The following is a 23,719-nucleotide window of genomic DNA, read 5'->3' as shown; positions in this document are numbered from 1 at the left end:
CTTTAGACAAATAATTCGTTCTCTTTCCTGCCTGAACATACCTTTTTCATCTTCTGTGAGACGCCAAAAAGCAGAACTTTGTTTAAATCCCGCGCATGCTGCGGACAGACTGAGACGCAGCGCATACAGGAGATACATTTTTCCTTGTCAACTGAGGACGGATTGTCGGCCGGGATTGCGCCGACGGGACATTTCTTCGCGCACAAACCGCACTTAGTACATGATTTGTCTCCTTCCGGTTTAAATGGGACGCCGTTATATTCCCGGTAAGGGCGGTTGCCGGGAAGGCCGGCAATTCCGGCATGCTCCATGCTGCCTGCCATCCTGTCTCCTTCTTCCGATAACATATCTTCAATCCTTACTGCAAAATCGGTCAGCTCTCTCTCATCCTCCGCGTCCGGCCTTCCTCCGGCAAACTGATGCATAATGGAGTGTTCTGCGACCGCTGCAATGGCTGCCGCCGGAGCAAATCCGGCCGCAAGGAGCGTATCTTCAAGCTCCAGAAGCGTATCCTCAAACGCTCTGTTCCCGTATACTGCCACCAGCACGGCTCTGGCGCCTCCCCCTTCCATCATCCTGAGGCGTTCCAGCGCAACGGAAGGCACACGGCCGCCGAATGACGGCACCGCAACAATACAGACATCCTCCCCGCCAAAACAGTACTGTGTATAATCCTCCTCAGGAAGTGATAAATCAATCTCTTTATGTACCGCTTTCGTACCGTCCTCTTTGCTTTCCAGTCCGCGGCTGATAATCTCGGCCACCTTTTTTGTCCCGCCCGTGGGGCTGAAATACATTGTATTAAGTTTCATTCTTTTTCTCCTCTCTCACATAAGGGCATAACCCCATCATTTCCACCGCCTCGTTCCAGAACTCTGCAATACGCCTCATACTGCTGCTTTCGGGATCCAGATAATAAAAGTTCTTTGTGCCGCACTGGCGTACCGTGATGATTCCTGCCTCTTTCAGTATTTTCAGGTGATGGGAAACCGCGGTTCTGGAAATGTTCGTGCTTTTCTGTATCTCTCCGACGCGGATTCCCCCAATCCCGCAGTTCTCGATCAGCGTTCTGATGATGAGCTGCCTCGTCTCATCTCCCACTGCGGAAAGCGCGGGCTGACACTGTTCAAATTTCTCTGCGAAACTCTGTCTGCGCGCCTCAAAGGAATCTTTTTCCATGCGATCGCCCTCCTGCATCCTCCGTCATTTACTGATTCGTAATGAATGGTCAATATTTATTGACCATTATACACAGTTTTCTCCGGAAATACAAGATTGGTAAAGAAAATCAGGTTCATTGAAAGGGGCGGAGTTACTGTTCACAGCGTAATGCGGAGTGAACCGTAACGGGCCGGATGGCCGTAACACTGAATAACCCGGAACAAATTATCATTGTACCGGAAGTTTACGGGTGATATGATATGAATATAAGATGAGCCGCTCGGGAAGGAGGGATTCGATGAATAATACGATTGACGTTTTGCCGGTAGCCACAGTATACGGCTACAGTGAGTTTTACTGGCTTATCGACGGCAAACCCATTGTGCAATATCTGGACAAATACATCCATGACGGGAAATGTCCTGCACTGGAGCGGTTCGGTTCCCTCCTCGGACTCCTGCCCGCGTGGTCCGGAAAACTTGAATGGGCTGCCGAAAACCGCTTTATCTGGGAAATGATCGACAGCCCTGAGACATTGAATGTCCCCCCTTCTGGTCTGTGAGGATGACTGTGATTTAAGTTGTATTGTCATACTTGCCAGAATAAGAAAAACGGAGGATTTCATCTTCTGGGACAAGCTCGGACTGCTTCTCCACGAAAATGAAGATTTTGATCTCGAACAGAGAGCGGGTATTGCCAACTTAGATTCCTATTCGGAAGAAGACTGGGAAATGTATGGCGACAATATCGCATGGGAAGAATTCGGCAGCCGGGAATTCTTCAACTGGATCAGTGAGAACTGGCAGGAGGAATTGCTTCGGAGAAGGCGGAATTACACGCTTCCTTATATGCAGAAAGACGTCAATATCTTCTGGATCGAGGATGTCAGCTGGGTATTTACGGCCGGGCAGTACAATCACATGGTGGAAAAGTTCCGGGAAATTTACCGGCAGAATCAATGATTTTTTTCAAGGTATCCCGCAGGCACCTCTTTTGTCAGCCAGACTCCATTGACAGAGCGGTAAAATATGTATCCGTCCCCTGCCATTCTTCCTGTGTCCACCCGGTAAACAATCGGGTCTCCATGGCGGCTTCCAACCTTTACGGCCGTTTCCCTGTCCGCGGAAAGATGAACGTACAGCCTGCTTTTGGGAATCAGCCCCATCTTGTCTATGGATACTTCAAACTTCTGTCCCGTTCCGTGCCATAGATACTCCGGCGGCTCTTCCACCGGCAGCTCCACATCCACAGGAATGGAATGCCCCTGGTTCGCCCGGATCAGGGTTTTATCGTCATTAAAGGAGTAGCGTTTCTTATTGTCCGTCCGCACAATTTCCTCCAGCGTTTCCCGGTCAAAGGGACGTGTCTTACCGATTCCTTCAATTAGATTCTGCACATCCGCCCAGCCATGCTCATCGAGCCTAATCCCGATAGCCTCCGGTTTATGGCGCAGAATCAGGCTGAGATACTTGCTTGTATTTGTTAAATCCTTCATTTTTCGGTTTTCCTCTCCTGTTATATTTTAATGCAGGCATATTTTGTACTGCTGTATTATTTATACGGTCTTATCATTTATATGGCCATATTACTTATAATGCCACATTAACGATATGGTCATTCTATTTCAGAGACCTCCAGCGCATTCCCAGCGCCTTTACCCAGGTCCCGCTGTAAGTTTCGGGAATTTCGGCCAGATTGCTGTCATAAAAATATACTTCGTGATTTTTCACAAAAACAGAAGCGTCATACAAATCCGCCAGATAGTTTTCTGCCGGTGGTACAAGCTGCATCAGCCGGACCGCTTCAAATACCACCTCTATACTGTCCGACCAGTCGCTGTCAAACAGGAACTGTATCTTTTTATCACAGGAGAAGGTCAGGTGCATCCCTTCCCCGTCCACATAGTCGCCGCTCAGATAATGAATCTCTTTGATGACGGAATCGTGAAAACCGGCAAACACCTCCATCAGCATGTCGATGTCAGGCTCACTCTCGATGTAATTCCATCCCGTGAGTTTTGTCTGTATTCCGGCCGCCATGCCGGTGTCATCGCGGACTGTTTTATTGAGAAGGAGCTGAATCAGCGTTTCCCTGTCTTCCCATATAAAGCGATATCCGCTGTAGCGCAATATCCGCGGCAGTGAGAACTGCTGCTCCAGGATCTGGTTGAATTCTTCCAGCTCCTCTTTTGTCTTGCAGAGCCACTCCGACCCGCCGTTTAGATCGTTGCGGTCAATGCACTCGACCTGAACGGGATGAGGCGCCTGTGACGATGAAAAATCCAAATAGTCCACCAGGCAGAATTGCCGCGTTCCAGATTTCTGTCTACCCACAATATATTTATCCCCTCCGGAATTGACAATGCCATAAATTTCCGAAACATAGAAGGTATTTTCACTTTTATCATATACTCTGGCTCTCATAATACAATTCCTTTCTACATCTGTAAATACGTCCGTTATGTCTACTCTTATTGCCAAGTTTATCTGCATTAGAATAAAAAAGCAAGCATTCACCTTTAATAAATCCATTAGGCGATAAAAGCGGTATAATATTTCGTCCTGTTTTAAATCATTTGTTGTCCTTTTATGAAACTGCTGGTATACTATTATCATATTACATATATAAGGGGAATAACATGAAAAAAATATGCCCATATTGCGGTCGAATCGATGAATTAGGCAGCGCCTGTAAAGGATGTGGATATGTTCTTCAGGTGGCCGATAAGGATGCTCCGGATGATGTCCAGCAGGATAAGGCGCAGAAGGAGGCGGAACAACAGGGAGCTGTTTATCAGAAATATGTTTACGAAGAATTTGTTTTTCATGATACAGACGCTGCACCACAGCCTAAAAATGTGGCAAAACGTTCTGAGCTGAAGATGCCGCGTAAGGCAGAAAAGGCTAAGACTAATACCGTGATCCCGAAAGCCCTGCGTCTCTTCTGGACCGTTTTCGGGATTTCTATACTGGCTTTTGGGATTTGTGGTTTTTTTGCCACTCTTACTTTTTACCGTACCGGCGATCTATTAAACGGCCTGGTTGGAACATCTGTCGCGGTCGTAGTGAGTTTTTGCGGTTTATCCTGTATTAAGGCCTTCCGAAATAGTAAATTCTGGAAATTAGCCAAATATGCAATGATTGCCGCCCTGATTATTGCGATCGGAATTCCGTTATTCCAGATGGTGATGAATTAATCTTTTTTATAGCGAAGATGCTTAAGCTCAAGAAGAGCTCCCAAAACAGGGAGCTCTTCTTGAGCTTAGCAATAAAATTTCTCAAATTACTATCTCGGTTTTAACCGCATTTTTTACGCCTCATCAATCGCCTTACCAATATCATGTCTCATATACTTATTATCAAACTCAATCCATTCCGTCGCCTTATAAGCGTTGGCTCTGGCATCCTTCAAGTCTTTTCCGGTTGCCGTTACGCCCAGCACACGGCCTCCGTTTGTCACGATATCACCGTCGGCATCAAACTTGGAACCGGCATGGAACACATAGTATCCTTCTTTTTCCTTGAACGTATCAAGGCCTTTGATCTTAAATCCTTTTTCGTATTTTACCGGATATCCGTCGGAAGCGAGCACGACACAAACCGCCGCATTATCTTCAAATTCCAGTTCAATCTGATCCAGCGTGCCGTCTACGCAGGCCTCAAATACATCCACGATATCGTTCTTCATACGTGGAAGCACCACCTGGGTTTCGGGATCACCGAAACGGGCATTGTATTCCAGTACCTTCGGGCCCTTTTCAGTCAGCATCAGGCCGAAGAAAATAATTCCCTTAAAGGTTCTGCCCTCTGCCTTCATTGCATCCACCGTTGCCTGGTACACATATTTACGGCAGAATTCATCTACTTCTTCCGTGTAGAACGGGCTTGGGGAAAAGGTTCCCATTCCGCCGGTGTTCAGTCCCTGGTCGCCGTCCTGGGCACGTTTGTGATCCTGGGCGGATGTCATGATCCTGATTGTATTCCCGTCTACAAAGGAGAGAACGGAAACTTCGCGGCCGGTCATAAATTCCTCAATCACCATCTGGTTTCCTGCGGAACCGAATTTCTTATCCATCATGATCTCTCTCACCCCGGCCTCTGCCTCCTCGTGGGTGTTGCAGATCAGTACGCCTTTCCCAAGAGCCAGGCCATCCGCCTTCAGTACAATAGGCATCTCGGCTGTCTTCAGGTATGAAAGCGCTTTCTCCGGATCGTCAAAGGTTTCGTAACCGGCTGTCGGAATATTGTATTTCTTCATCAAATCCTTGGAAAATGCTTTGGAACCCTCCAGGATAGCCGCATTTTTTCTCGGGCCGAATACTTTTAAGCCTTCTGCCTCAAATACATCCACGATACCGCCGACCAGAGGATCATCCATACCGATAATAGTCAGGTCGATGGCATTTTCTTTAGCAAATGCCGCAAGCTTGTCAAATTCCATGGCTCCGATCTCTACGCACTCTGCATATTCGGCAATTCCTGCATTGCCTGGTGCACAGTAAATCTTATCTGCTCTCTTGCTCTGGGCTACCTTCCAGGCGATGGCATGCTCACGGCCGCCGCCTCCAACGATTAGAATCTTCATTTATCTCCTGTCTCCTTACCTTATATGGCCTGTATATTATTCGCTATCATGTTGATTGCCTGAGGAAGAATTACCCATTCCGCCTCCTCCATAACGCGTCTCTGGAGTATCTCCGGCGTATCTCCCGCCCTGACCTCCACTGCTTTCTGAAGAAGGATGGGGCCGGTATCAGTTCCCTCATCCACATAATGGACCGTAGCGCCCGTCACCTTGACCCCGCGTTTAAGCGCCGCCTCATGAACCTTCAGTCCGTAGAAACCGACACCGCAGAAAGACGGGATTAAAGACGGATGTATATTGATAATTCTGTTTTTATATGCAGCAATCATCGCCTCCGGTATCTTTACAAGGAAACCGGCCAGGACAATCAGATCCACTTTGCAGACATTCATTGTCTCAAGCAGGGCATTGTTAAACTCTTCCCTGCTGCCGTATGCTTTCGGTGTCACGATAAAAGCCGGAATATTGTGTTTCCTGGCCCTCTCTATGGCATAGGCATTCTCATTATTGCTGATTACGGCAACCACCTCGGCGCCCACAATGATTCCGCCGTCGATAGCATCCAATATGGCCTGTAAGTTGGTTCCCCCGCCGGAAACCAGCACGCCTACTCTCAGCATAAGGTTACTCCCTTTTCGCCCGCTTCAATGGAACCTACAATATAAGGGGTCTCTCCGGCTGCCTTTACCGCTTCCATCGTCTTGTCCACATCAGCGGGAGCGACTGCCATAATCATTCCAAGGCCCATATTATAGGTATTGTACATCATCTCTTCTTTAATATTGCCCTTCTTAGCCAGAAGCCCGAAAATGGCCGGAACATCGTAACTGTCTTTCTTGACTACGGCACGTGTTCCTTCCTTTAACATACGCGGAATATTCTCATAGAAACCACCGCCTGTAATATGGCTGCACGCTTTTATTGTAACGCCGGCTTCTTTGACCGATTTAAGCGCTTTTACATAAATTTTGGTCGGGGCAATCAGAGCCTCACCCAGTGTGGTGTTCAGCTCCTCATAATACGTATTCAGCCCTTCTGCCGTCAGTTCATTCTCAAATACCTTACGGACAAGGGAAAAACCGTTGCTGTGCACGCCTGAGGAGGCCATTCCGATCAGGATGTCCCCGGCCGCCAGGTTTTCACCTGTAATCAGATCCTTTTTATCTACCGCGCCGACCGCAAAACCTGCCAGATCGTACTCATCCTCCGGATAAAATCCAGGCATTTCAGCTGTCTCGCCGCCTACAAGGGCAGCGCCCGACTGCTTGCAGCCTTCCGCCACGCCGCTTACGATGGTTGCGATTTTCTCAGGCACATTCTTGCCGCAGGCAATGTAATCCAGGAAAAACAGGGGCTCGCCGCCTGCACATGCCACGTCGTTGACGCACATGGCAACACAGTCGATGCCGACCGTATCATGTTTATCCATCAGGAAAGCAAGTTTTAACTTTGTTCCCACACCATCGGTTCCCGACAGCAGCACCGGCTCATCCATCTCTTTAAAAGCAGCGGCGGAGAAAGCTCCTGAAAATCCTCCCAGGCCTCCCATTACTTCCGGTCTCATGGTTCCTTTTACATGTTCTTTCATCAGCTCAACTGATTTGTATCCAGCTTCAATATCAACTCCGGCGTTCTTGTAATCCATCATTTTCCTCCAGTATCTTTGAATTCACTGTTCTATTTTCAATTTCTTTGTCTATCGCTCTATATGGTTTTCCAAACAGGTATGATTATTTCGTTACGTTTCACTCCGTAACGTTATTTCTTCATCTGGGCTACATACTCTTTGTAACCAATCTGATCTAACTTCTCCGCTTTCGCAACAACTTCATTCTTCATCTCTTCGGAGTAATCTTTTAACTTCTGAAGCAGTTCCGGATCGGATGTAGCCAGGATCTTGGCAGCCAGGATTCCCGCATTCTTTCCACCGTTAATAGCAACCGTTGCAACTGGGATACCGGACGGCATCTGTACGATAGAATAAAGAGAATCAACTCCTCCTAAATCAGAGGTCTTCATCGGAATGCCGATAACCGGCATCTGGAACAGGGCGGCACACATTCCCGGCAGATGGGCTGCTTTACCTGCGCCGGCAATGATTACTTTATAGCCTCTCTCCTCAGCGGACTTGGCATATTTAAAAAATACATCCGGCTCCCTGTGGGCTGAAATTACCGTCATCTCAAAGTCAATTCCCATCTTCTCCAGGAAATCTGCCGCCTGAGCCATTACAGGCATATCAGAGTCACTTCCCATTACAATTCCTACTTTAGCCATTGTTTGTTCTCCTTTTCTGCTTGTTTATCTTCTGGATTTTCATTTGCAGTTATTCTGCGGAATGTGCAGAATAATTCATTACTGTTTGATAATAAATATATTAGCCACACTTATAAGTACATTTAATTAAAGCACTATTACTTATTAGTAATAATACTAGGTTTTTGGGGGCAAGTCAATAGAAATTTTAGCGCAAACGCATACAGTACGGATTCCATACAGAGCGATTATATTTTTTTGACTCCGGACAATCGTTTCCTGACTTTTTCCTCTGCTTTTACGATACAGAATTTATGTTTTAAATTATGATGAATTGTTTTCATTATACTGAATTTTTGCCCGACAGCAGGCTGAACCGTAGACGCAGAGCCATTTTCTTATAGAATTTCCTCTGTCAGAATATTGTAAAAACGGACTTTTATTTTGATCTGGTGATAGTTTCTTATATGACTTAAACTATCCTCCGGCCATTTTAATATAACATATCTTTGTTTCGGACTGCAGGTCTTTCCTGTTTAAACAGCGCCTGCCGGTACCAGCAGGCGCTTACTCTTATCGCGATCTTTTACATAATACAATTTTTATTTTATACAGCTTTCTATTTTACGTCTCTGCGCCGGCCATCCCCTCTTCAGGCACGGTTACCGGTTCCGCTTCAACAGTTTCTTTCTTCGACGTTTCTTTCTTCTCCGTCTCCCTCTGCACTTCCAGCGTGGCCTTCAGTTCCGGAATATCAGAGATGCTGATGTTCCTGTTGACCTTGGCATCATATGTCTCGCCGCGGATAACCTCCGCCAGATCGACGCCGGTGGCCTCCTTGATTGTCTCAAATGTTTTAGCCATTCCTATCGGCACATAGTCGGAGATACTCTGCACGCCATCGCTCCCTGAACCACCTCCAAAGATCGTAATCTTATCAATCTGCTCCACGGATTTGGATACCTGAGCTGCCATATCCGGCAGAATTTCAACCAGCATCTGGATGATGGCGGCATTGTTATAAAGTTTGAATGCCTCTGCCTTCTTCTGCATACCTTCCGCCTCCGCTTTGGCTTTGGCCTCAATGGCCGATGCCTCCGCTTCACCTTTGGCGCGGATCCCCTCCGCCTCCTGTTCTGCGCTGTATCTTGCCGCATCTGCGAGTGCTTTCTTCGCCTCGGCTTCTTTCTCCTGCTCGTATTTCTTTGCTTCGGCCTCTCTCTGGCGTTTCGTCAGTTGGGCTGCCGCCTCCTGCTCCACTCGGTAGCGCTCGGCATCCGCCGTTTTGTTAATCTCCGCTTCCAGGGCCTGCTGCTGTACTTCTACTTCCTGGCGGCGCAGCTCCGCTTCTCTCTCCGCTTTGGCAATCTGAGCATTTACAGTGGCAATCTGGATGGTCTTCTGCTGCTCCTGGCTCTGAATCTCGTATGCGGCATCGGCCTCCGCCTTCTTTGTATCGGCATTGGTTTTCAGTTCGGCTTTCTTAATATCAAGCTCCGTATTTTTCTTTGCAATCTCGGTCTCAGCCAGTACCCTCGCATCATTAGCCGCTTTGTCGGCCGCCGCCTGGGCGATAGCGATATCGCGCTCCGCCTCGGCTTTCGCAATGGAAGCCTCTTTTCTGATTTTACTGGTATTATCCATACCCATGTCCTGAATCAGCCCATGTTCGTCTTCCACGTTCTGAATATTACAGGAAAGAATTTCAATTCCCAGCTTCTCCATATCCTTTGATGCTTTTTCCATTACCTGGTCGGAGAAAGAATCCCGATCCGTATTGATGGCACGCAGCGAAAGTGTTCCTATGATTTCACGCATATTACCCTGCAGGGAATCCGTCAAATCCGCCGCAATCTGATCCTGGTTTTTGTTTAAGAAGTTTCTGGCAGCCAGTTTCATCTTAACCGGATCTTCAGAGATGCGTATTTTAGCCACGGCATCAACCATAACATTAATAAAGTCATTGGTCGGAATGTAGGTGTCCGTCTTAATGTCCACCGTCATCTGCCCCAGATACAGTCTGTCCAGTCTCTCCAGGAACGGAATCCGGATGCCTGCTTTTCCGATCAGGATTCTGGGCTCCTTCTTCAGGCCGGAAATCAGGAACGCCTTGTCCGGCGGAGCTTTCACATAGCCGCCTGCAAAGATGCCGAGCACGAGGACCGCAACCACTGCAATAATAATGAGTGTACCAAATTTCTCCATACATTTACCCCTCTCTGTTTGTCGATTTTTGTAAAATACTGTTACTTATATGATAAGAAATATTGGCAATTTTGTCCAGTGTCAGAATCTTTCAATTTTCGTATTTTTCTTTACGTTTCTTTTCTTTTTTATTAAGTCTTTTTCAGAACATTTTATCAACAACAAAAAGCACGCTTCGCGAATTATTCATTGCTGCTCAAAAAAAGAAGCAGACCACAGCCTGCTTCCATTCTCTCTAAAATAATATCTTTTATTGAACTGTCTCCGACCTGATCTTGTCGCCGCCCTGCTGCTTCAGGATGTCGGATACCTTGGCAAATGCATTTAAAAGAGCCGGGTTAAACTGGCCGCACTCGCCTCCCTGTATCATCTCCAGCGCCTTCTCGTGACTGTAGGCCGGTTTGTAAACGCGTTCGCTTACAAGGGCGTCATAACAGTCCGCCAGAGCCACTACCTGGGCCCAGATTGGAATTTCGTCTCCCTTGAGACCATCCGGATATCCTCTGCCATCCCATTTTTCATGGTGCCAGCGGCAGATATCGTAATAGTATACAAATGAATCTGAATTTCTGAGAATATCCACACTCTGAAGAATCTCACAGCCTTTTACCGTATGCTCCTTCATGATTTCGAACTCTTCCACGGTAAGTTTGCCCGGCTTGTTCAGGATATGATCCGGAATTGCTATCTTACCCACATCATGCATTGCCGATGCAACCGATATCTCTTCAACCGTGGCCGCAGGAAAACGGTAGGCCGGATCCGCATCACCCAGGGCCTCCATCAGCACCTTGGACGTTGTTCTGATCCTCTTTACATGTTCACCCGATTCACAGTCACGGAACTCGATCACCGTGCTGAGCGTATCGACCATCGCAAGGCTGGTCTCGCGGAGTTTCTCTGCCTGTTCCTTAATCTTTCTCGTCTGCCCCTCTATGATGCTTTCCATCCGGAAACGCCGCTCATAAAGCTCGATCGTATTCTTAACACGGCGCCTGATAATGCTGGGATTAAACGGCTTATTAATTACGTCGTCAACTCCCATGTCATAACCCCTGTTAATAATCTCGTCCGAATCTTCCGCCGTGATAAAAAAAACGGGATATTGCTTATTCTTATAACGAGATTTCAGTTCCTTCAGAAAACCGAATCCGTCCAGTTCCGGCATTACAACATCAAGCAGGATAATAGCGATTTGATCTCCAAATTTTTCAATTGCTTTCAAAGCCTCAATTCCATTCGCGGCCTCTTGCACACGATAGCTCCGATAAAACAGTTCATTTAAAATGGCTCTGTTCAGCTCGATGTCATCTACAATTAAGATGACTTTCCGCAGATCCTCCATCCGGTTTCCCCCACTTACTTCAAAGTATCTTTATCTACTGGTGTCCAGTCCGGCTATACATTCTATCACGTTCTTGTATTCTGCAGACATTGCTTCAGAGAGCTCCGGAATTCTATCAGTTTTCTTTTCCCTGACTGCCTGCACAACTGAAGCCGCTGTTTCGCTGAGTTTGTTAAACCCCAGATTCGCCGCCACCCCTTTCAAAGTATGGGCACCAATCTCAATCTCATGATAATCCTTATCCTTCAGGCTCTTCATAAGGCGGCCATAGGTCGGATCTTCCACAAACTTTTTGACAAAACGCTCCAGAAGAGATATGTTTCCTCCAAATCTGGCAATTACAAATTCCGTTTCTTCCCCGAGTTTCGTATATACCTCTTTTATATCCATTTATTATCTGCCTTTCTGACTATCATATTCAAACACTTTCTGTTATTTCTCACTCTTAATTGTAGCAAATATGAGTATAATTTGCAATGAATTTTATCTTTTCTCTCCGCTTGTAAACGGCACTCTTTTTTGCTACAATTACCTGCATGGAAAAGAAAATTTGTTATCAAATTACAGAACAAGACTGTGGAAAATCAATTGAAACCTTTTTAAAAGAACATGGATTTTCACGTAAAGTGATCATACACCTCAGAAAGACGGAACTGGGTATTACGCTGAACGGTTCCCTGGCCTACACGACCAGAATTATAAGTGCAGGCGATGTGCTGTCCATCCTGCTTTCAGAAGACGTTTCATCGGAAAATATCGTACCGGTTCCCATGGAAATTGATATTGTATATGAAGATGAAGATATGATGGTGATTAATAAGGCGGCCGGGATTCCGGTCCATCCCTCCCAGGGCCATTACGACAATACCCTGGCCAACGGCCTGGCCTGGTACTTCAGGGAAAAAAATGAGGCCTTTGTTTTCCGCGCCGTCAACCGCCTGGATCGCGACACGACGGGCCTGCTGCTGATCGCAAAGAATATGCTGAGCGGAGCCGTCCTCTCCTCCATGGTTTCCCAGAAAACAATACACCGTGAATATATGGCGGTTGTATCCGGCCTTACCGAAGAAGAAGGAACGGTCTGCCGGCCTATCGCCAGGGTGGATGGTTCCACGATTGAGCGCTGCGTTGATCCGGAACGGGGAGAGTACGCATGCACCCACTACCGCCGCCTCGCCTATGATGAGGAAAAGGACTGTTCCCTGCTTCTCCTTACCCTGGATACGGGACGGACGCACCAGATCCGGGTCCATATGAAATATATCGGCCATCCGCTGCTGGGCGATTTTCTCTACAATCCCGATTACCGTTTTATAAAGCGGCAGTCGCTTCACTCCTGCCGCCTCTCATTCACTCACCCCGTCACGGGTGCGTCTATGGAATTCTCTGCTCCCCTGCCCGAGGATTTTTACTTTCTGAGTCCTTTGGGATAGTGGTTTTTAAGTATTCCGCCGGCAAGTTTAGCCCAGCCGAGAGAATATCCTTCCACATTCATTAAAGTCCAGCCCTTATCCCCCGGCTGCCCAGGCTCATCGGCGATTGCCTCCCCCTTTAAGTAGGCGGCCGTTTCCGGCGAATCGGCAGAGTAGTCCCGGCACAGGCTCACTTCCTCTTTTTTAAGTGCCAGAGCCAGAGCATGGGACGGCTCAAACCTGTTTTTCTTAAAGCTTCCCAGATGAAGTCCCGGCCTTACCACCTTCAGCTTGTCAAAATCGGGCATTTCTTCCGGTATCAGGTAAAGCTGCTCCCCAAAGAGAATCAAATTCTTTTTGTCCTTCCATTGATCCGGCTCCGTTAAACTGCTGCCGCAAAAATCAAAATAGTCTTTGAGCGCCTTCCTGTCCTTAATATAGGAGGGCCATTTTCTCTTAATCTCCCGCTCTGTCCCGTCTTTCCTGAGAACGGCGATATAATGGCCTTCCCCTTTCGTTCTCTGCGGCCAGATCCGGACCGTATTTTCAATCCCTTCGACGTTTTTGTTTCCCCACTCCTTCACTCCTTTGGAAAGGCCTTCATAATCTTCTGTTTTCTCTACCGAGAATTCAGGATGGCTTTCTATAAACGCTTCGATCGTCATCTCGTTTTCCATCGGTGCAAAGGTGCAGGTGGAGTAAACAAGCCTTCCTCCTGGCTTCAGCATGCGGGCCGCATTGTCCAGAATTTCCTGCTGGCGCACAGCGCAGCGTTCCACGTTCCCGGGACTCCACTCCCTGACCGCTTCCTCGTCCTTGCGGAACATCCCCTCCCCGGAACAGGGCGCGTCAACCACAATCCGGTCAAAAAACTCCGAAAAATATCCGGCCAGCCGGCCAGACTCCTCATTTGTCACAACGGCATTCCTGACACCCATCCGCTCCACGTTCTGCGAGAGGATCTTTGCCCTGGCCGGATGAATCTCATTCGTCAGCAGAAATCCCCGCCCCTTCAGCGCGGATGCTATCTGAGTCGTCTTCCCTCCCGGCGCGGCACAGAGATCAAGCACCCTGTCCCCGGGCCTGGGATCTAAAAATGTGACCACCGCCATCGCGCTGGGCTCCTGGATATAATACACCCCTGCCTCGTGAAACGGATGGCGGCCCGGCCGGTCGGCGCTTTCATAGTAAAAACCGTCCCTGGCCCACGGAACCGGCTCCAGGGTATACGGAGATTTTTCCATAAATTCCTCACGTCCCGTTTTGAGCAGATTCAGCCTGAGCCCCTGGGAACGCTCCCTGTCATAGCTCTCTATAAAATCATTGTACTCATCTTTCAGCATATCTTTCATCCGCTCTTTAAATGCCGACGGCAGCTCCATACTATCTCTCTCCTTTATCTCCAGCCTGAGGCTGCTCTGTTCGTTATCGTTATCACGTTCCGGCCTTCGGGTCCGTAACTTGTCATTTCGCAGGCGCAGCCCGCCTGATTCCATTCCTGTACTGATTTTTTCAATTGAATTATTCTACCATAATCTTTTCGTTCTTACAACTTTTGTTGGGATTTGTTGAGGAATGAGAACGCCGCCGGACGGCCGGGGGCGGAATGGTGAGAAAGGTTGTGAGTTCTAGTCCCGGATTGAGTTTTGTCGCGGGTGGGGAATCCGGGCAGAAAAAGTTCCTTCGGGAAACGCTCGCGCTCTTTGGAGTACATAACGGACACTAACCTCGAAAAAACCTCGGTAAGTGCCGATGAACTCCCAGGTTCCCTCCGGAATCTTTTTCTCCCTTCTTCCCCACTGGAAGGTTATGGCCGGGACTGAAGACGCCGAGGTTGACGCATACCATTCCGGCACGGCCGGCGGCCGCTGAATTGTTCTATTCGTTCAAGTGGGGATGGTATTGTCGCGGTCACTACACACTACAGATGCTGGGAAACTGCCCGCGGAACGTGGCGGCCGCTGCGCATTCCAGAAATGAAGTGAGCCCCCGCAGGAATTTTTTCTCTGGATTTCCCCATACATATGCCGCACTGCAATGGAGATACTATTCCAATTGTAATCTGCAGTCGGAGGTGGCATCATGGTTTCAGCCGTTTTTTCTTATATTCTTATCCCTTTTTTAACTTTTTTCCTGGCCCGCGGGACCGGTTATTTTACAACCAATTTTTCTTCTATCCGCACCGCACTGTCGAGACAGGGTGAATTTCTTCTGTGGAGTATTATAACCGGAACTTACTTCTTTTTTTCGCTGCGGCTGATTCTTTTGAAGGCAGGACAGTATTTTTCAACAAAAAAAGAAACCCTGCTGCTCTTTCTCTCCGCCGGCATGATGCTTCTCTTTGTCATCACGCCGTACCTGCCCGCACGGTTTCCTTTTTTATCCTTTATCCATGTAATTACCGCAATTAGTTCCACGGTTGTACTCTTTTTCTGCCTTCTGATTCTGGCGCTTAAGCTCTACTTCCGGGAACCGGAAAAAGGGCGTCCCTGCCTTTTTCTTCTGATTTCCACCGCCGTATTCTGTATCTCATCCCTGATTTTATCGGGAATTATCAACACGGCGATGGAAATCTGGTTTGTGCTGGCCTGCTGTCTTCTGATCCGCGCCTATCTTCGGCTGTTTTCCAAATAGAGTATCCGATATGCCGCGGCAGAGCCGGGAACCGATATTTCCTCCCGGGCGTTTGCCAAAGCTTCCGCCGGGCTATTTGCCCAGATCATTTACAATCTTCCGGCCAATAGTGCCTGCCGCGCTTTTGCCCGCTTTTGACGGAATTTGGGTGTTACACTTCACTCCGTGCCGGAATACATAGAAAGCCATGGCCGCGGCAAGAAGTCCTGTTGCTGCGAGAAAACCAAATATCAGCGGATAACCTCCTCCCTGATAACGATCCAGCCAGGCCCCGAACAGTACCGAATATACAGCGTCGGGCAGATATCCGATAATCGATATAATGCCAATCACCGTGCCGGTCATCGTCTTCGGGATTCCCACCTCTGCAACGACCGAGGAGATTACGCCGTAGGTCATCATGACAACTGCTCCCGGTATCAGCGTATAAAAACTGGCAAGTCCCGCACTCATCCCTTTTGGAAGAACAAGTACGATTCCAAACAAAACTGCCGTAAGCATAAATGCGGTGCAAAGCCATTTACTTGTAGACTTAAAACACTTATCCGCAATCAGGCCGCCGACCGGGGCAAGAAGCAGAAGAAGGTAGGTTCTCACCGCCGAGAGAAGACCGGAATCCACCATGGAAATCCCTACCACCTCCGTCAGATACGGATTGAAATACGATGTGCTCATATAGAAGCCGTAGCCACAAAACATGATCGCTGAGATAACCCAGACCACCGGATTTTTGAGCAGTTTTCCCACATCTGCCATCTGGAATTTCGGTTCACCGTCGTCAGCCCCCGCTTTTCCGTCCTCTTCCCTGAGAAGGATCAGCAGAAGCACCGCTACAATAATGGGAACAATTCCGCCGAATACGCAGGCGCGGAAGAAACCGCTCTCCATATCGGCTCCCGTCTTGTAAACAAGGACGGCTGCCGCATTCACGGCGGCCGCAGCCATACCGTTGCATGCATAGTAAAGGCCGTAAAGAAATCCCTGCTCTTCCTCGGTGCCGATGATTCTCACTGTCTTAAGAAGCGCCGCCCATACGACAAAACCCGTGCTGAACGCAAGTCCCATCCAGATGATCATGGAAATGACAAAATTTTTCATCGTGAAGAGGTACAGAAATACGAACGCCGAAGTCCCGAGGCAGGACCAGGACAACGCTTTTCTCGGTGAAATCCGGTCGGCCAGTATTCCGCCTGGCAGATACAGGATCACGTTTCCGATTGTGTACATGGTCATAAGATATCCCGACTGCGTGTTGGTAATGTTCATGCAGGCTATATGGGCATCATAAAAAACGTATTTGATATAGGGCAGGAAATAGATAGAACCGCCCGCCAGTCCCAATGTAATAATAAGCAGATATTTTCTGAATTTACCGTTCATTTTCGTCTTCCCCCCTGTCTGGTTCCACATGATTTTATTTTTGTCAGGGCAGTATCCAGAAGTCTGAATACCTTTCCCACAGAAGCCGTATCCACCGCCTCGTTTACCGTGTGCGCCCCTATAATCGTAGGGCCGATAGAAACCGCTTCTTTCACGGATGGGCAGTTTTTCATGATTATACCGCACTCCACACCCGCATGGACATTTTCCAGAACCGGTTCACAGCCAAAATTTTCCCTGTATGCCTCACGGAGAATTTCCGTAAGCTTTGACTCCTTTTTATAAGACCAGGCGGGATATTCGTCTTTGATTACGGTCCCTGCACCAAAGCGGTTTCCCAGCCGGCAGATGCGTTCTGCCTCGTCCCTGTACCAGGACTCATAGGAGGAGCGGAGGCTGAGTTCTACCGTCAGCATCCTCTTTTGTCCGCAGCTCTCCCTTACGGAGGCCAGGTTTACGGAGGAACAGACGAACTCCTCCGTCCTGCTTTTCACCCCATGGGGCAGATTTTCCATCAGAAAAAGAAGATGTTCCCTGCACAAAGGATCATATACGTTTCCCTCTTTCACATCCCCATTCTTTTCCACGGTCAGAATGAGTTCTTTTTCCTCATCGCTCCATTCATTACGGCGCTGCTCCACAAAAAGGGCCGCCTGCTTTTCTATGAAAGCTGCATTTTCAGCCAGAATCACCGCTGAAGCCTCCGAAGGGATTGCATTGGAACGGCTGCCGCCTTCCAGGGCGGAAAGTTCCCATACGGCTTCATCCAGGGATCGGAGAAACCGGACGAGCAGGCAGATGGCGTTTTCCCTCCTCTTTCCAATTTCCAGGCCGGAATGGCCGCCCTTACCGCCCCGGACGGCGACCGTTACAGATTCTCTTTTCCCCCCCTTTTCTTCCGTTACGGGAAATTCGAGCAGGACGGAGATTCCTCCCGCCGCTCCGATTGTAAAAACGCCCTCCTTCTCACTGTCCAGGTTAATCAGCCATTCTCCGCTCAGAACCTCACCGTTCAGAGCCTCGGCGCCTCCCATCGTCTCCTCCTCGTTGGATGTAAAAACAGCTTCCAGGGCAGGATAATCCCCTCCCTTATTTAACAGTGCAAGGATCAGCGCCACCCCGATTCCGTTGTCGGCTCCCAGCGTCGTTCCCGATGCCTTTATATAGCCGCCCTCCTCGTGAATCCCGTGCGGGTTTTTTTCTCCCGCCTCCTGCGGTTCTTCCGTTTCCCATACCATATCCGTATGCGCCTGCAAAATGACGGAAGGACAGCCGGTTTCTTTTTTCCCCTGTCTCAGTATCACATTATTATGTCCGTCCCGGAATACGTCAAGACCAAGCCTTTTCCCCTGCGCTTCCAGGTAATCGGCAATCTTCTCTTCTTCATAGGACGGCCGCGGAATTTCCGCTATCTCCCTGAAACAGGCAAGAACTCGTTCCCCTTCGTCTTCTCGATTCTTTCTTCCTCCCATTATATCACTCTTCTCCTTCATTTTTACATTTTACCGCTCCAGGAATACACAGTCCTCGTCAAATCCAAAGAACCTCGGATTCAGGATTTCCAGCGCTCTCTCCGTTTTCCAGAGCTCATGGCAGGGAAATCCCAGGACGCATAGATCCATTCCCTCCTTGCAGTTGGGATTTGTGACGGGCATCCCCGTCTTCTGCTCCAGCACGCAGATGAGATCCGGGCAGGTCAGGCGCAGTTTCCCGTCCACCCACATCATCATGTTTTCATTCTTATACCAGACTCTGGCGTTTCTTCCCGCATCGTCCCCGGTTCCGTCAAGCCAGATATCACCGTAAGTGAAACCGTCCCGGTTCTCCCAGTCCGTCTGGGCGGAGGCGCGGCCAGTAAACAAGAGTTTACCGCCGGCTGCCTTCAGGACGGCTTCTATCGGATTCTCCCCTCTCTCCTCTGCCAATCTCCTCGCCTGGCCAACCCGGCAGGCTTTTGACAAGGCTCCCGGGATTACCGATTTTCGAAGCTCTCTTCCCTTTATCGGATGATCCGTCATACCGACCGCCCCGTTTGTCGCCACCGCCATAAAGCGGGTGAGGGCTTCAGCCCTGGCATCCTCCCGCACAACGGGAATGATGGCTACGTCGCCGTAAATTGTCCCCACCGCCAGAGGCGTGATAGGCTGTCCCGTCACATAGTAGGTCGAAAACTGCAGCTCCGGCACCGCTCTGCCCGCCGCATCGGCATCTACAATGAACTTGCCCGTCTTCGCGGCCATCGCCATGACCTCGCCCGTATTTCCGGCACCGTATTCGATGGATACAAGGCCGTGGAAACTCGTTTCCATGTAGTTTTCGAGCGCTTCCACGGAAAGGGCGATATCACTTCCGTCAAACAGGTCCTCCTCCGCCTCCTGTTCCTCCGGTACCATACAGCCGCAGTAATACGGACTTGCATAATAGGATTCATCCTCAATCTCGCCGAAATCCAGCAGTTTAAACTCATGTCCCCTGTTCCATTCACGCTCCACCGCGCCTATGCCTTCCGCCATGGAGCCACCTCCGCCCGTTCCCATAATCGCGCATCCCGTCATAATGTCCTTCAGTTCCTGTAACCCCAGTTTTCTCATTTTCTTTCTCCTCTCCAGTCTCTTTGCCGATACTCTAATGTGCCGCTGCACTGTTTTCATAGTTCTATTGTACTGTCTGTGCTCTGATGGTTCATCATGATAAAGTACAAAAAACAAGAGCTTATTTTGTAATAATTACAAGCGCCTTCTTGACATGGATTTCCCCCTGTCCCATAATAACTACAGGACATCTGATTTTTTCTGCTTACAGGAATCCAACCACCGATATAACATTCGAAAGGAAGCTTTTATGGGAATAACGGTAAATGATATCTTGAAACTTGAGATTTTAAAGAGTGCAGAACTGGTATGCGGCGCGGCGGGCCTTAACCGGGAGGTCATGCGCGTCAATTTCACCGACTCCCCGCTGGATCCGGATGACCCCGGTTACGGCCTCGTATCCCAGGGGGATTTGTATATCCACAGCTTTTATGCGGATGGAAATTATGAAGAACAGATTTATAATATCATCCGATTTTATATCCAGACCGGAAGTTCCTGCTGCATCGGCGTGCGTTACCGCGTCCGGGAGCTGCCGGAGCGGGTAATCCGCCTCGCCAATCAAAACCGCTATCCCATCATCATGATTGAAAACGATATTCCCTACGGCAGGCTGATTAAGGATATCTCCGAACTGATCCTGACCGAACAGCTTGACCTCCATTCTGAGAACAAACTCAACCGCCTTCTTTACGACAACCTCTCGGCCGCGGAATGCAGCGAAATAATCCAGTATCTGGTCCCGGAACTGCCGCCCGGATACCGGTGCCTTTACGTCACCTTTCCTTCGCTGGCCCCTATGCGGTTCCGTCTGCTGAAAAGTGACCTGGACACCCAATACGGCCTTCCTTTCCTGCGCTATCAAAAAGGCGGTTTTGTAATCATGAAAACGGAAGACGCTGCCGGCAGTGCACCTTCCGCAGACTCTCTCCTAAGGCTCTTTTCCCGATACGGCGGCAGCTTCTTTGCCGGAATCAGCGGCCGTTTTGAGAACGCGGGAGGCTTTGTCCGCGCGCTGAAAGAGGCATGTTCCGCCCATGAAATCAGCCGAATCACGGAAAACCGGGTCACCTGGAACGACGACGTTTCCGTTTATAACCTTTTACTGCCCATGAAAAACCACGACTCCCTCCGCATTTTCTGCCATGAAACCCTGGGGCCTCTCAGAGATTATGAAACAAGGCACGGCGTTGAGCTCGTAAAGACCGTCTCCACATTTCTTGAGACAAACGGCCACATCAAAAAGACGGCCGAACGGCTAAACACCCATGAAAACACGGTGCGTTTCCGCATAACAAAAGCCCGGACAATTCTCGGGCTTCTGGAAGAACCTTATGTATTTATAGAACGCGTCTCACTGGCGCTGAAAGCGGAAAAACTTTTATAGTGCCGGATATCCGTGACACTGTCCGCCTACGCGGAAAGCGCCACGGATATCAGCATAAATATCACCTGCAGTGCCATCATGATGCAGAACAGAGGCGTCATAAACTTATACCATTTATTGAGCGGAACACCCATAAGCCCGCATTCCAGCGCACAGGCCGTAGGCCAGAACATGTCTGAGAATCCGTCTCCGAAGCAGTAGGCCAGCACGGCTGTCTGACGGCTCAGTCCCACGATATCGGCAACCGGAGCCATAATCGGCATCGTAATGGTAGCCTGGCTGGAAGAGCCTGTAATAAAGAAATTGATTACGTTTTGAATGATCAGCATGCCGACTGCGGAAATATACTGGCTGCAGCCGTTCAGCATCTGGGACAGGTAGTAGACCACCGTGTCGGATATCATCGCGTCCTGCATGGTCAGAAGAATGCCGCGGGTAAAGCCCACGACCAGCATGGATGACACCATACTCTGCGTAGATGTAATAAAAGTCTTACAGATCTTTGTCGCGCCGTACCCGCCCACCACGCCGGTGATAATCATCATCATCAGAAACATTGCCGCTATCTCATCAATATACCATCCCAGCTTCATAGTCCCATAGAGCAGAAATCCTATCGTAAACACAAAAAGCCCAAGGCAGAGTTTCTGCCTTAAGGTCATCTTTTCCTCCGTCACCTTATGGACCGGAAGCATTTCCAGTTTTTCACCAAACAGCACCGATTTTTCCGGATTTGCCTTTACCCTCTTTGCGTACCACATGACATAGATAATTGCCACCGTCTGAAAAACCAGAAATATAACGGCGTGGTAGGCCAGCCCGGAGAACATCGGCACGCCTGCAATACTCTGGGCGATGCCGATGGAAAACGGATTCGTTGTCGCGGCCGCAAACCCGGTAGCCACACCGACAAATACGATGGCTCCACCCACGATCACATCATATCCAAGAGCCACCGCAATTCCGACAAAAACGGGAACCATTCCGTACAGTTCCTCAAAAATCCCCATGGTGGATCCAAGCGCGCCGAAAGCAAACATACTCACCGGGATAATCAGATAGGTCCTTCTGCCCATGGAGGAAAGCATACAGTTAATCAGGCTGTTAAGCGTCCCGTTGTCAATCAGCACATAAACATAACCGTAGGCAAAGATAATCAGAAAAAGAATATTCGCGGCACTGACATATCCTCTTTGAAGAGCCAGGAATACATCGAAAAATCCCGGCCTTACCCCCTCGGTAAAATGAAAGGACTCCGGAATGACAATCATTTTATTGCTCACAGGATCGAGAATCCTGTCATACTCCCCCGCAGGGACCATGTAAGTCAGAGCCACCACAGCCAGAAGAATAACCGTAAGAATTACGTAGGTGTGCGGCATCTTGATATTCTGTACTTTATTTTTTATTTTTCCCATTTTTCATCCCCCATTACTTTATGCCAGAAATCCCGGGGAAAAATCCCCGGGTTATGTCAATCGATTGCAACGCTCCAGCACCCTCACAGTTACCGATTCCCGGAATACTGCATTCTGAATAGTTACAATAAATTCAATATAATATTGTCCCAGCCTGCACTCAGACACTGTGCGGACTGCCACAGGCGTATTACAGCCCTTTACTGCTTCGTCATATTCTGGCCTTCCATGTAGACTTTCTCCACTTTCGTATCATAATCAAACGGATGTTTCGACCAAATCACAATATCGGCGTCACGCCCCACGGCCAGTTCTCCCTTTCTGTCGTCGATTCCCAGAACCTGTGCAGGATTTTTTGTAACGGCCTTTAATCCTTCCAGTTCATCGAGTCCTGCGCGTACCGACTGTGCGGCATACACGGAAAGGTAATAAATCGGCGTCACGTCATGATCCGCCGTGATGCAGATTTTGATTCCTGCCTTGTTTAACACTCCCGCCGTCTCGAAGCTGCGGCTCATGCTCTCCAGTTTGGAACGCGGATACATCGTCGGTCCGAGAATAACCGGATAATCATGTTTTGCCAGGTAATCCACGATGGAAATTCCGTCCGTGCAGTGGACGATAACCAGTTTTAAATCATATTCCTTTGCAATCCGGATTGCCGTACATACATCATCGGCCCTGTGTACATGGGCATGGAGGGGGATTTTTTTATCCAGAAGCAAAAGCATATTTTCCATTCCGATGTCGGTCCTGAAATAATTTCCGGCTTTTTCCGCCTCTTCTTTTCTGTGTTTATAGTCAATGGCATCCTCAATGCATTTTCTCAGCAGGTAGGCATTACCCATCCTGGTCTTAAAGCCGTATCCGGCTCTCTTCGGATTTTCGCCGAAGCTGCACTTGACGGCAGCTTTTCGCTGCAGTACCATGTCTTCCGCTACATTTCCCTTTAGCTGAATGGCGCTGCATATGCCGCCCACCACGCTGTCACTTCCCGGGCAGACACAGGCGCAGGTCACACCGGCCCTCACCGCCGTATCCACCGCCAGATCAAAGGGGTTAATACCGTCAATGGTCTCCAGATAAGGCATTACGGCATCACTGTAATCGTTACAGTCATCGGCGATGGCTCCCATCCCCTCCTCGCTGATGCAGATATGGCTGTGGGCATCAATCATTCCGGGGGTGATGAACTTACCTCCGGCTTCAATCACTTCCCCGCCGGCTTCCGCGTCCTCCGCTTCCGCGATCGATTCCGCTATTTTAACAATCTTTCCTTCTTTCATAAGGATATCTCTCTTCACAAATCCGCCCTCTTCAAATAGGAGAACCTGTCCGTTTTTAAT

The 23,719-nt window shown here is 48.9% G+C and carries 23 protein-coding genes; 6 read left to right on the top strand and 17 right to left on the bottom strand.

Features of this window, described 5'->3' with window-relative positions; genetic code table 11:
- Positions 1-2: 2 nt before the first annotated feature.
- Complete coding sequence (locus EJL91_RS13940) at positions 3-812, bottom strand: 4Fe-4S binding protein (protein ID WP_125142564.1); 810 nt, start codon at positions 810-812, stop codon at positions 3-5.
- Positions 802-1,179 carry an ArsR/SmtB family transcription factor gene (locus EJL91_RS13935; protein WP_125142563.1) on the bottom strand — a complete coding sequence of 126 codons (378 nt, stop codon included), beginning with the start codon at positions 1,177-1,179 and terminating at the stop codon, positions 802-804. The genes EJL91_RS13940 and EJL91_RS13935 overlap by 11 nt, the downstream gene beginning before the upstream one ends.
- 280 nt (positions 1,180-1,459) lie before the next feature.
- On the opposite strand from EJL91_RS13935, the gene EJL91_RS24955 reads away from it, so the two are divergent.
- Complete coding sequence (locus EJL91_RS24955) at positions 1,460-1,723, top strand: hypothetical protein (RefSeq protein WP_243125346.1); 264 nt, start codon at positions 1,460-1,462, stop codon at positions 1,721-1,723.
- Positions 1,701-2,123, top strand: a complete 423-nt coding sequence (locus tag EJL91_RS24950; RefSeq protein WP_243125345.1) for a hypothetical protein — start codon at positions 1,701-1,703, stop codon at positions 2,121-2,123. The genes EJL91_RS24955 and EJL91_RS24950 overlap by 23 nt, the downstream gene beginning before the upstream one ends.
- Here EJL91_RS24950 and EJL91_RS13925 read toward each other — a convergent pair.
- Together EJL91_RS13925 and EJL91_RS13920 are read right to left on the bottom strand one after the other, a co-directional pair.
- Entirely contained in the window at positions 2,117-2,656 is a 540-nt protein-coding gene (locus tag EJL91_RS13925; RefSeq protein WP_125142562.1) for an RNA 2'-phosphotransferase, read from the bottom strand. The two genes, EJL91_RS24950 and EJL91_RS13925, sit on opposite strands and share 7 nt — an antisense overlap.
- A 124-nt stretch (positions 2,657-2,780) precedes the next feature.
- The gene (locus EJL91_RS13920; protein WP_125142561.1) at positions 2,781-3,584 is read right to left on the bottom strand and encodes a hypothetical protein; all 804 of its coding nucleotides are present in this window, start codon (positions 3,582-3,584) and stop codon (positions 2,781-2,783) included.
- A gap of 215 nt (positions 3,585-3,799) precedes the next feature.
- Between EJL91_RS13920 and EJL91_RS13915 the strand changes: the two genes are divergently transcribed.
- Positions 3,800-4,357, top strand: a complete 558-nt coding sequence (locus EJL91_RS13915) for a hypothetical protein (protein WP_125142560.1) — start codon at positions 3,800-3,802, stop codon at positions 4,355-4,357.
- Between the two features lie 113 nt (positions 4,358-4,470).
- Here the strand turns inward: EJL91_RS13915 and purD are convergent, their stop codons facing one another.
- The 7 genes from purD to EJL91_RS13880 all read right to left on the bottom strand — a co-directional run bounded on the left by purD (position 4,471) and on the right by EJL91_RS13880 (position 11,941).
- On the bottom strand, positions 4,471-5,745 hold the full coding sequence (gene purD / locus EJL91_RS13910) for a phosphoribosylamine--glycine ligase (RefSeq protein ID WP_125142559.1): 1,275 nt from the start codon (positions 5,743-5,745) through the stop codon (positions 4,471-4,473).
- A 20-nt stretch (positions 5,746-5,765) separates the two neighbouring features.
- Positions 5,766-6,365 carry a phosphoribosylglycinamide formyltransferase gene (gene purN, locus EJL91_RS13905; RefSeq protein WP_125142558.1) on the bottom strand — a complete coding sequence of 200 codons (600 nt, stop codon included), beginning with the start codon at positions 6,363-6,365 and terminating at the stop codon, positions 5,766-5,768.
- Positions 6,359-7,390 carry a phosphoribosylformylglycinamidine cyclo-ligase gene (gene purM / locus EJL91_RS13900; protein ID WP_125142557.1) on the bottom strand — a complete coding sequence of 344 codons (1,032 nt, stop codon included), beginning with the start codon at positions 7,388-7,390 and terminating at the stop codon, positions 6,359-6,361. The genes purN and purM overlap by 7 nt, the downstream gene beginning before the upstream one ends.
- A 113-nt stretch (positions 7,391-7,503) precedes the next feature.
- The gene (purE, locus tag EJL91_RS13895) at positions 7,504-8,022 is read right to left on the bottom strand and encodes a 5-(carboxyamino)imidazole ribonucleotide mutase (RefSeq protein WP_125142556.1); all 519 of its coding nucleotides are present in this window, start codon (positions 8,020-8,022) and stop codon (positions 7,504-7,506) included.
- 603 nt (positions 8,023-8,625) lie between these two features.
- Positions 8,626-10,206, bottom strand: coding sequence for a flotillin family protein (locus tag EJL91_RS13890; protein WP_125142555.1), 1,581 nt, complete (start codon positions 10,204-10,206; stop codon positions 8,626-8,628).
- A gap of 250 nt (positions 10,207-10,456) precedes the next feature.
- Positions 10,457-11,551, bottom strand: a complete 1,095-nt coding sequence (locus EJL91_RS13885; RefSeq protein WP_125142554.1) for an HD-GYP domain-containing protein — start codon at positions 11,549-11,551, stop codon at positions 10,457-10,459.
- Positions 11,552-11,581: 30 nt separating this feature from the next.
- Positions 11,582-11,941: an Hpt domain-containing protein gene (locus EJL91_RS13880; protein WP_125142553.1), complete on the bottom strand. Its 360-nt coding sequence runs from the start codon at positions 11,939-11,941 to the stop codon at positions 11,582-11,584.
- A 236-nt stretch (positions 11,942-12,177) separates the two neighbouring features.
- On the opposite strand from EJL91_RS13880, the gene EJL91_RS13875 reads away from it, so the two are divergent.
- Complete coding sequence (locus tag EJL91_RS13875) at positions 12,178-12,984, top strand: RluA family pseudouridine synthase (protein WP_341467008.1); 807 nt, start codon at positions 12,178-12,180, stop codon at positions 12,982-12,984.
- Here EJL91_RS13875 and EJL91_RS13870 read toward each other — a convergent pair.
- A complete protein-coding gene (locus tag EJL91_RS13870) occupies positions 12,960-14,345 on the bottom strand; it encodes an RsmB/NOP family class I SAM-dependent RNA methyltransferase (protein ID WP_125142551.1) in 1,386 nt (461 codons plus the stop codon). The genes EJL91_RS13875 and EJL91_RS13870 overlap by 25 nt on opposite strands.
- Before the next feature lie 700 nt (positions 14,346-15,045).
- Here EJL91_RS13870 and EJL91_RS13865 point away from each other — a divergent pair.
- The gene (locus EJL91_RS13865) at positions 15,046-15,597 is read left to right on the top strand and encodes a hypothetical protein (RefSeq protein ID WP_125142550.1); all 552 of its coding nucleotides are present in this window, start codon (positions 15,046-15,048) and stop codon (positions 15,595-15,597) included.
- A 72-nt stretch (positions 15,598-15,669) separates the two neighbouring features.
- Here the strand turns inward: EJL91_RS13865 and EJL91_RS13860 are convergent, their stop codons facing one another.
- The 3 genes from EJL91_RS13860 to EJL91_RS13850 are packed head-to-tail and all read right to left on the bottom strand — an operon-like array spanning position 15,670 to position 19,568.
- A complete protein-coding gene (locus EJL91_RS13860) occupies positions 15,670-16,977 on the bottom strand; it encodes an MFS transporter (RefSeq protein ID WP_125142549.1) in 1,308 nt (435 codons plus the stop codon).
- A complete protein-coding gene (gene pepD, locus EJL91_RS13855) occupies positions 16,974-18,449 on the bottom strand; it encodes a beta-Ala-His dipeptidase (protein WP_164516846.1) in 1,476 nt (491 codons plus the stop codon). Before pepD ends, EJL91_RS13860 begins: the two co-directional genes overlap by 4 nt.
- Before the next feature lie 30 nt (positions 18,450-18,479).
- Positions 18,480-19,568: a DUF917 domain-containing protein gene (locus EJL91_RS13850; RefSeq protein WP_125142547.1), complete on the bottom strand. Its 1,089-nt coding sequence runs from the start codon at positions 19,566-19,568 to the stop codon at positions 18,480-18,482.
- A 250-nt stretch (positions 19,569-19,818) separates the two neighbouring features.
- Here EJL91_RS13850 and EJL91_RS13845 point away from each other — a divergent pair, with 250 nt between their 5' ends.
- The gene (locus EJL91_RS13845) at positions 19,819-20,955 is read left to right on the top strand and encodes a PucR family transcriptional regulator (protein WP_164516845.1); all 1,137 of its coding nucleotides are present in this window, start codon (positions 19,819-19,821) and stop codon (positions 20,953-20,955) included.
- 26 nt (positions 20,956-20,981) lie between these two features.
- Here EJL91_RS13845 and EJL91_RS13840 read toward each other — a convergent pair whose 3' ends face one another.
- Complete coding sequence (locus EJL91_RS13840) at positions 20,982-22,373, bottom strand: YfcC family protein (protein WP_125142545.1); 1,392 nt, start codon at positions 22,371-22,373, stop codon at positions 20,982-20,984.
- Positions 22,374-22,573: 200 nt separating this feature from the next.
- Entirely contained in the window at positions 22,574-23,677 is a 1,104-nt protein-coding gene (locus EJL91_RS13835; RefSeq protein ID WP_243125344.1) for an amidohydrolase family protein, read from the bottom strand.
- Between the last annotated feature and the right edge of the window lie 42 nt (positions 23,678-23,719).

Source organism: Clostridium transplantifaecale (genome assembly GCF_900626075.1).
In the GTDB taxonomy this organism is placed as follows: domain Bacteria; phylum Bacillota; class Clostridia; order Lachnospirales; family Lachnospiraceae; genus Otoolea; species Otoolea transplantifaecalis.
Note: the sequence above shows the minus strand (reverse complement) of the source record. Positions and strands in the feature narration are given on the sequence as shown.

Coding starts and splice junctions, on each gene's coding strand:
- EJL91_RS13940 (WP_125142564.1), bottom strand. CDS start 812: ATGAAACTTAATACAATGTATTTCAGCCCCACGGGCGGGACAAAAAAG.
- EJL91_RS13935 (WP_125142563.1), bottom strand. CDS start 1,179: ATGGAAAAAGATTCCTTTGAGGCGCGCAGACAGAGTTTCGCAGAGAAA.
- EJL91_RS24955 (WP_243125346.1), top strand. CDS start 1,460: ATGAATAATACGATTGACGTTTTGCCGGTAGCCACAGTATACGGCTAC.
- EJL91_RS24950 (WP_243125345.1), top strand. CDS start 1,701: ATGTCCCCCCTTCTGGTCTGTGAGGATGACTGTGATTTAAGTTGTATT.
- EJL91_RS13925 (WP_125142562.1), bottom strand. CDS start 2,656: ATGAAGGATTTAACAAATACAAGCAAGTATCTCAGCCTGATTCTGCGC.
- EJL91_RS13920 (WP_125142561.1), bottom strand. CDS start 3,584: ATGAGAGCCAGAGTATATGATAAAAGTGAAAATACCTTCTATGTTTCG.
- EJL91_RS13915 (WP_125142560.1), top strand. CDS start 3,800: ATGAAAAAAATATGCCCATATTGCGGTCGAATCGATGAATTAGGCAGC.
- purD (WP_125142559.1), bottom strand. CDS start 5,745: ATGAAGATTCTAATCGTTGGAGGCGGCGGCCGTGAGCATGCCATCGCC.
- purN (WP_125142558.1), bottom strand. CDS start 6,365: ATGCTGAGAGTAGGCGTGCTGGTTTCCGGCGGGGGAACCAACTTACAG.
- purM (WP_125142557.1), bottom strand. CDS start 7,390: ATGGATTACAAGAACGCCGGAGTTGATATTGAAGCTGGATACAAATCA.
- purE (WP_125142556.1), bottom strand. CDS start 8,022: ATGGCTAAAGTAGGAATTGTAATGGGAAGTGACTCTGATATGCCTGTA.
- EJL91_RS13890 (WP_125142555.1), bottom strand. CDS start 10,206: ATGGAGAAATTTGGTACACTCATTATTATTGCAGTGGTTGCGGTCCTC.
- EJL91_RS13885 (WP_125142554.1), bottom strand. CDS start 11,551: ATGGAGGATCTGCGGAAAGTCATCTTAATTGTAGATGACATCGAGCTG.
- EJL91_RS13880 (WP_125142553.1), bottom strand. CDS start 11,941: ATGGATATAAAAGAGGTATATACGAAACTCGGGGAAGAAACGGAATTT.
- EJL91_RS13870 (WP_125142551.1), bottom strand. CDS start 14,345: ATGGAGCTGCCGTCGGCATTTAAAGAGCGGATGAAAGATATGCTGAAA.
- EJL91_RS13865 (WP_125142550.1), top strand. CDS start 15,046: ATGGTTTCAGCCGTTTTTTCTTATATTCTTATCCCTTTTTTAACTTTT.
- EJL91_RS13860 (WP_125142549.1), bottom strand. CDS start 16,977: ATGAACGGTAAATTCAGAAAATATCTGCTTATTATTACATTGGGACTG.
- pepD (WP_164516846.1), bottom strand. CDS start 18,449: ATGGGAGGAAGAAAGAATCGAGAAGACGAAGGGGAACGAGTTCTTGCC.
- EJL91_RS13850 (WP_125142547.1), bottom strand. CDS start 19,568: ATGAGAAAACTGGGGTTACAGGAACTGAAGGACATTATGACGGGATGC.
- EJL91_RS13845 (WP_164516845.1), top strand. CDS start 19,819: ATGGGAATAACGGTAAATGATATCTTGAAACTTGAGATTTTAAAGAGT.
- EJL91_RS13840 (WP_125142545.1), bottom strand. CDS start 22,373: ATGGGAAAAATAAAAAATAAAGTACAGAATATCAAGATGCCGCACACC.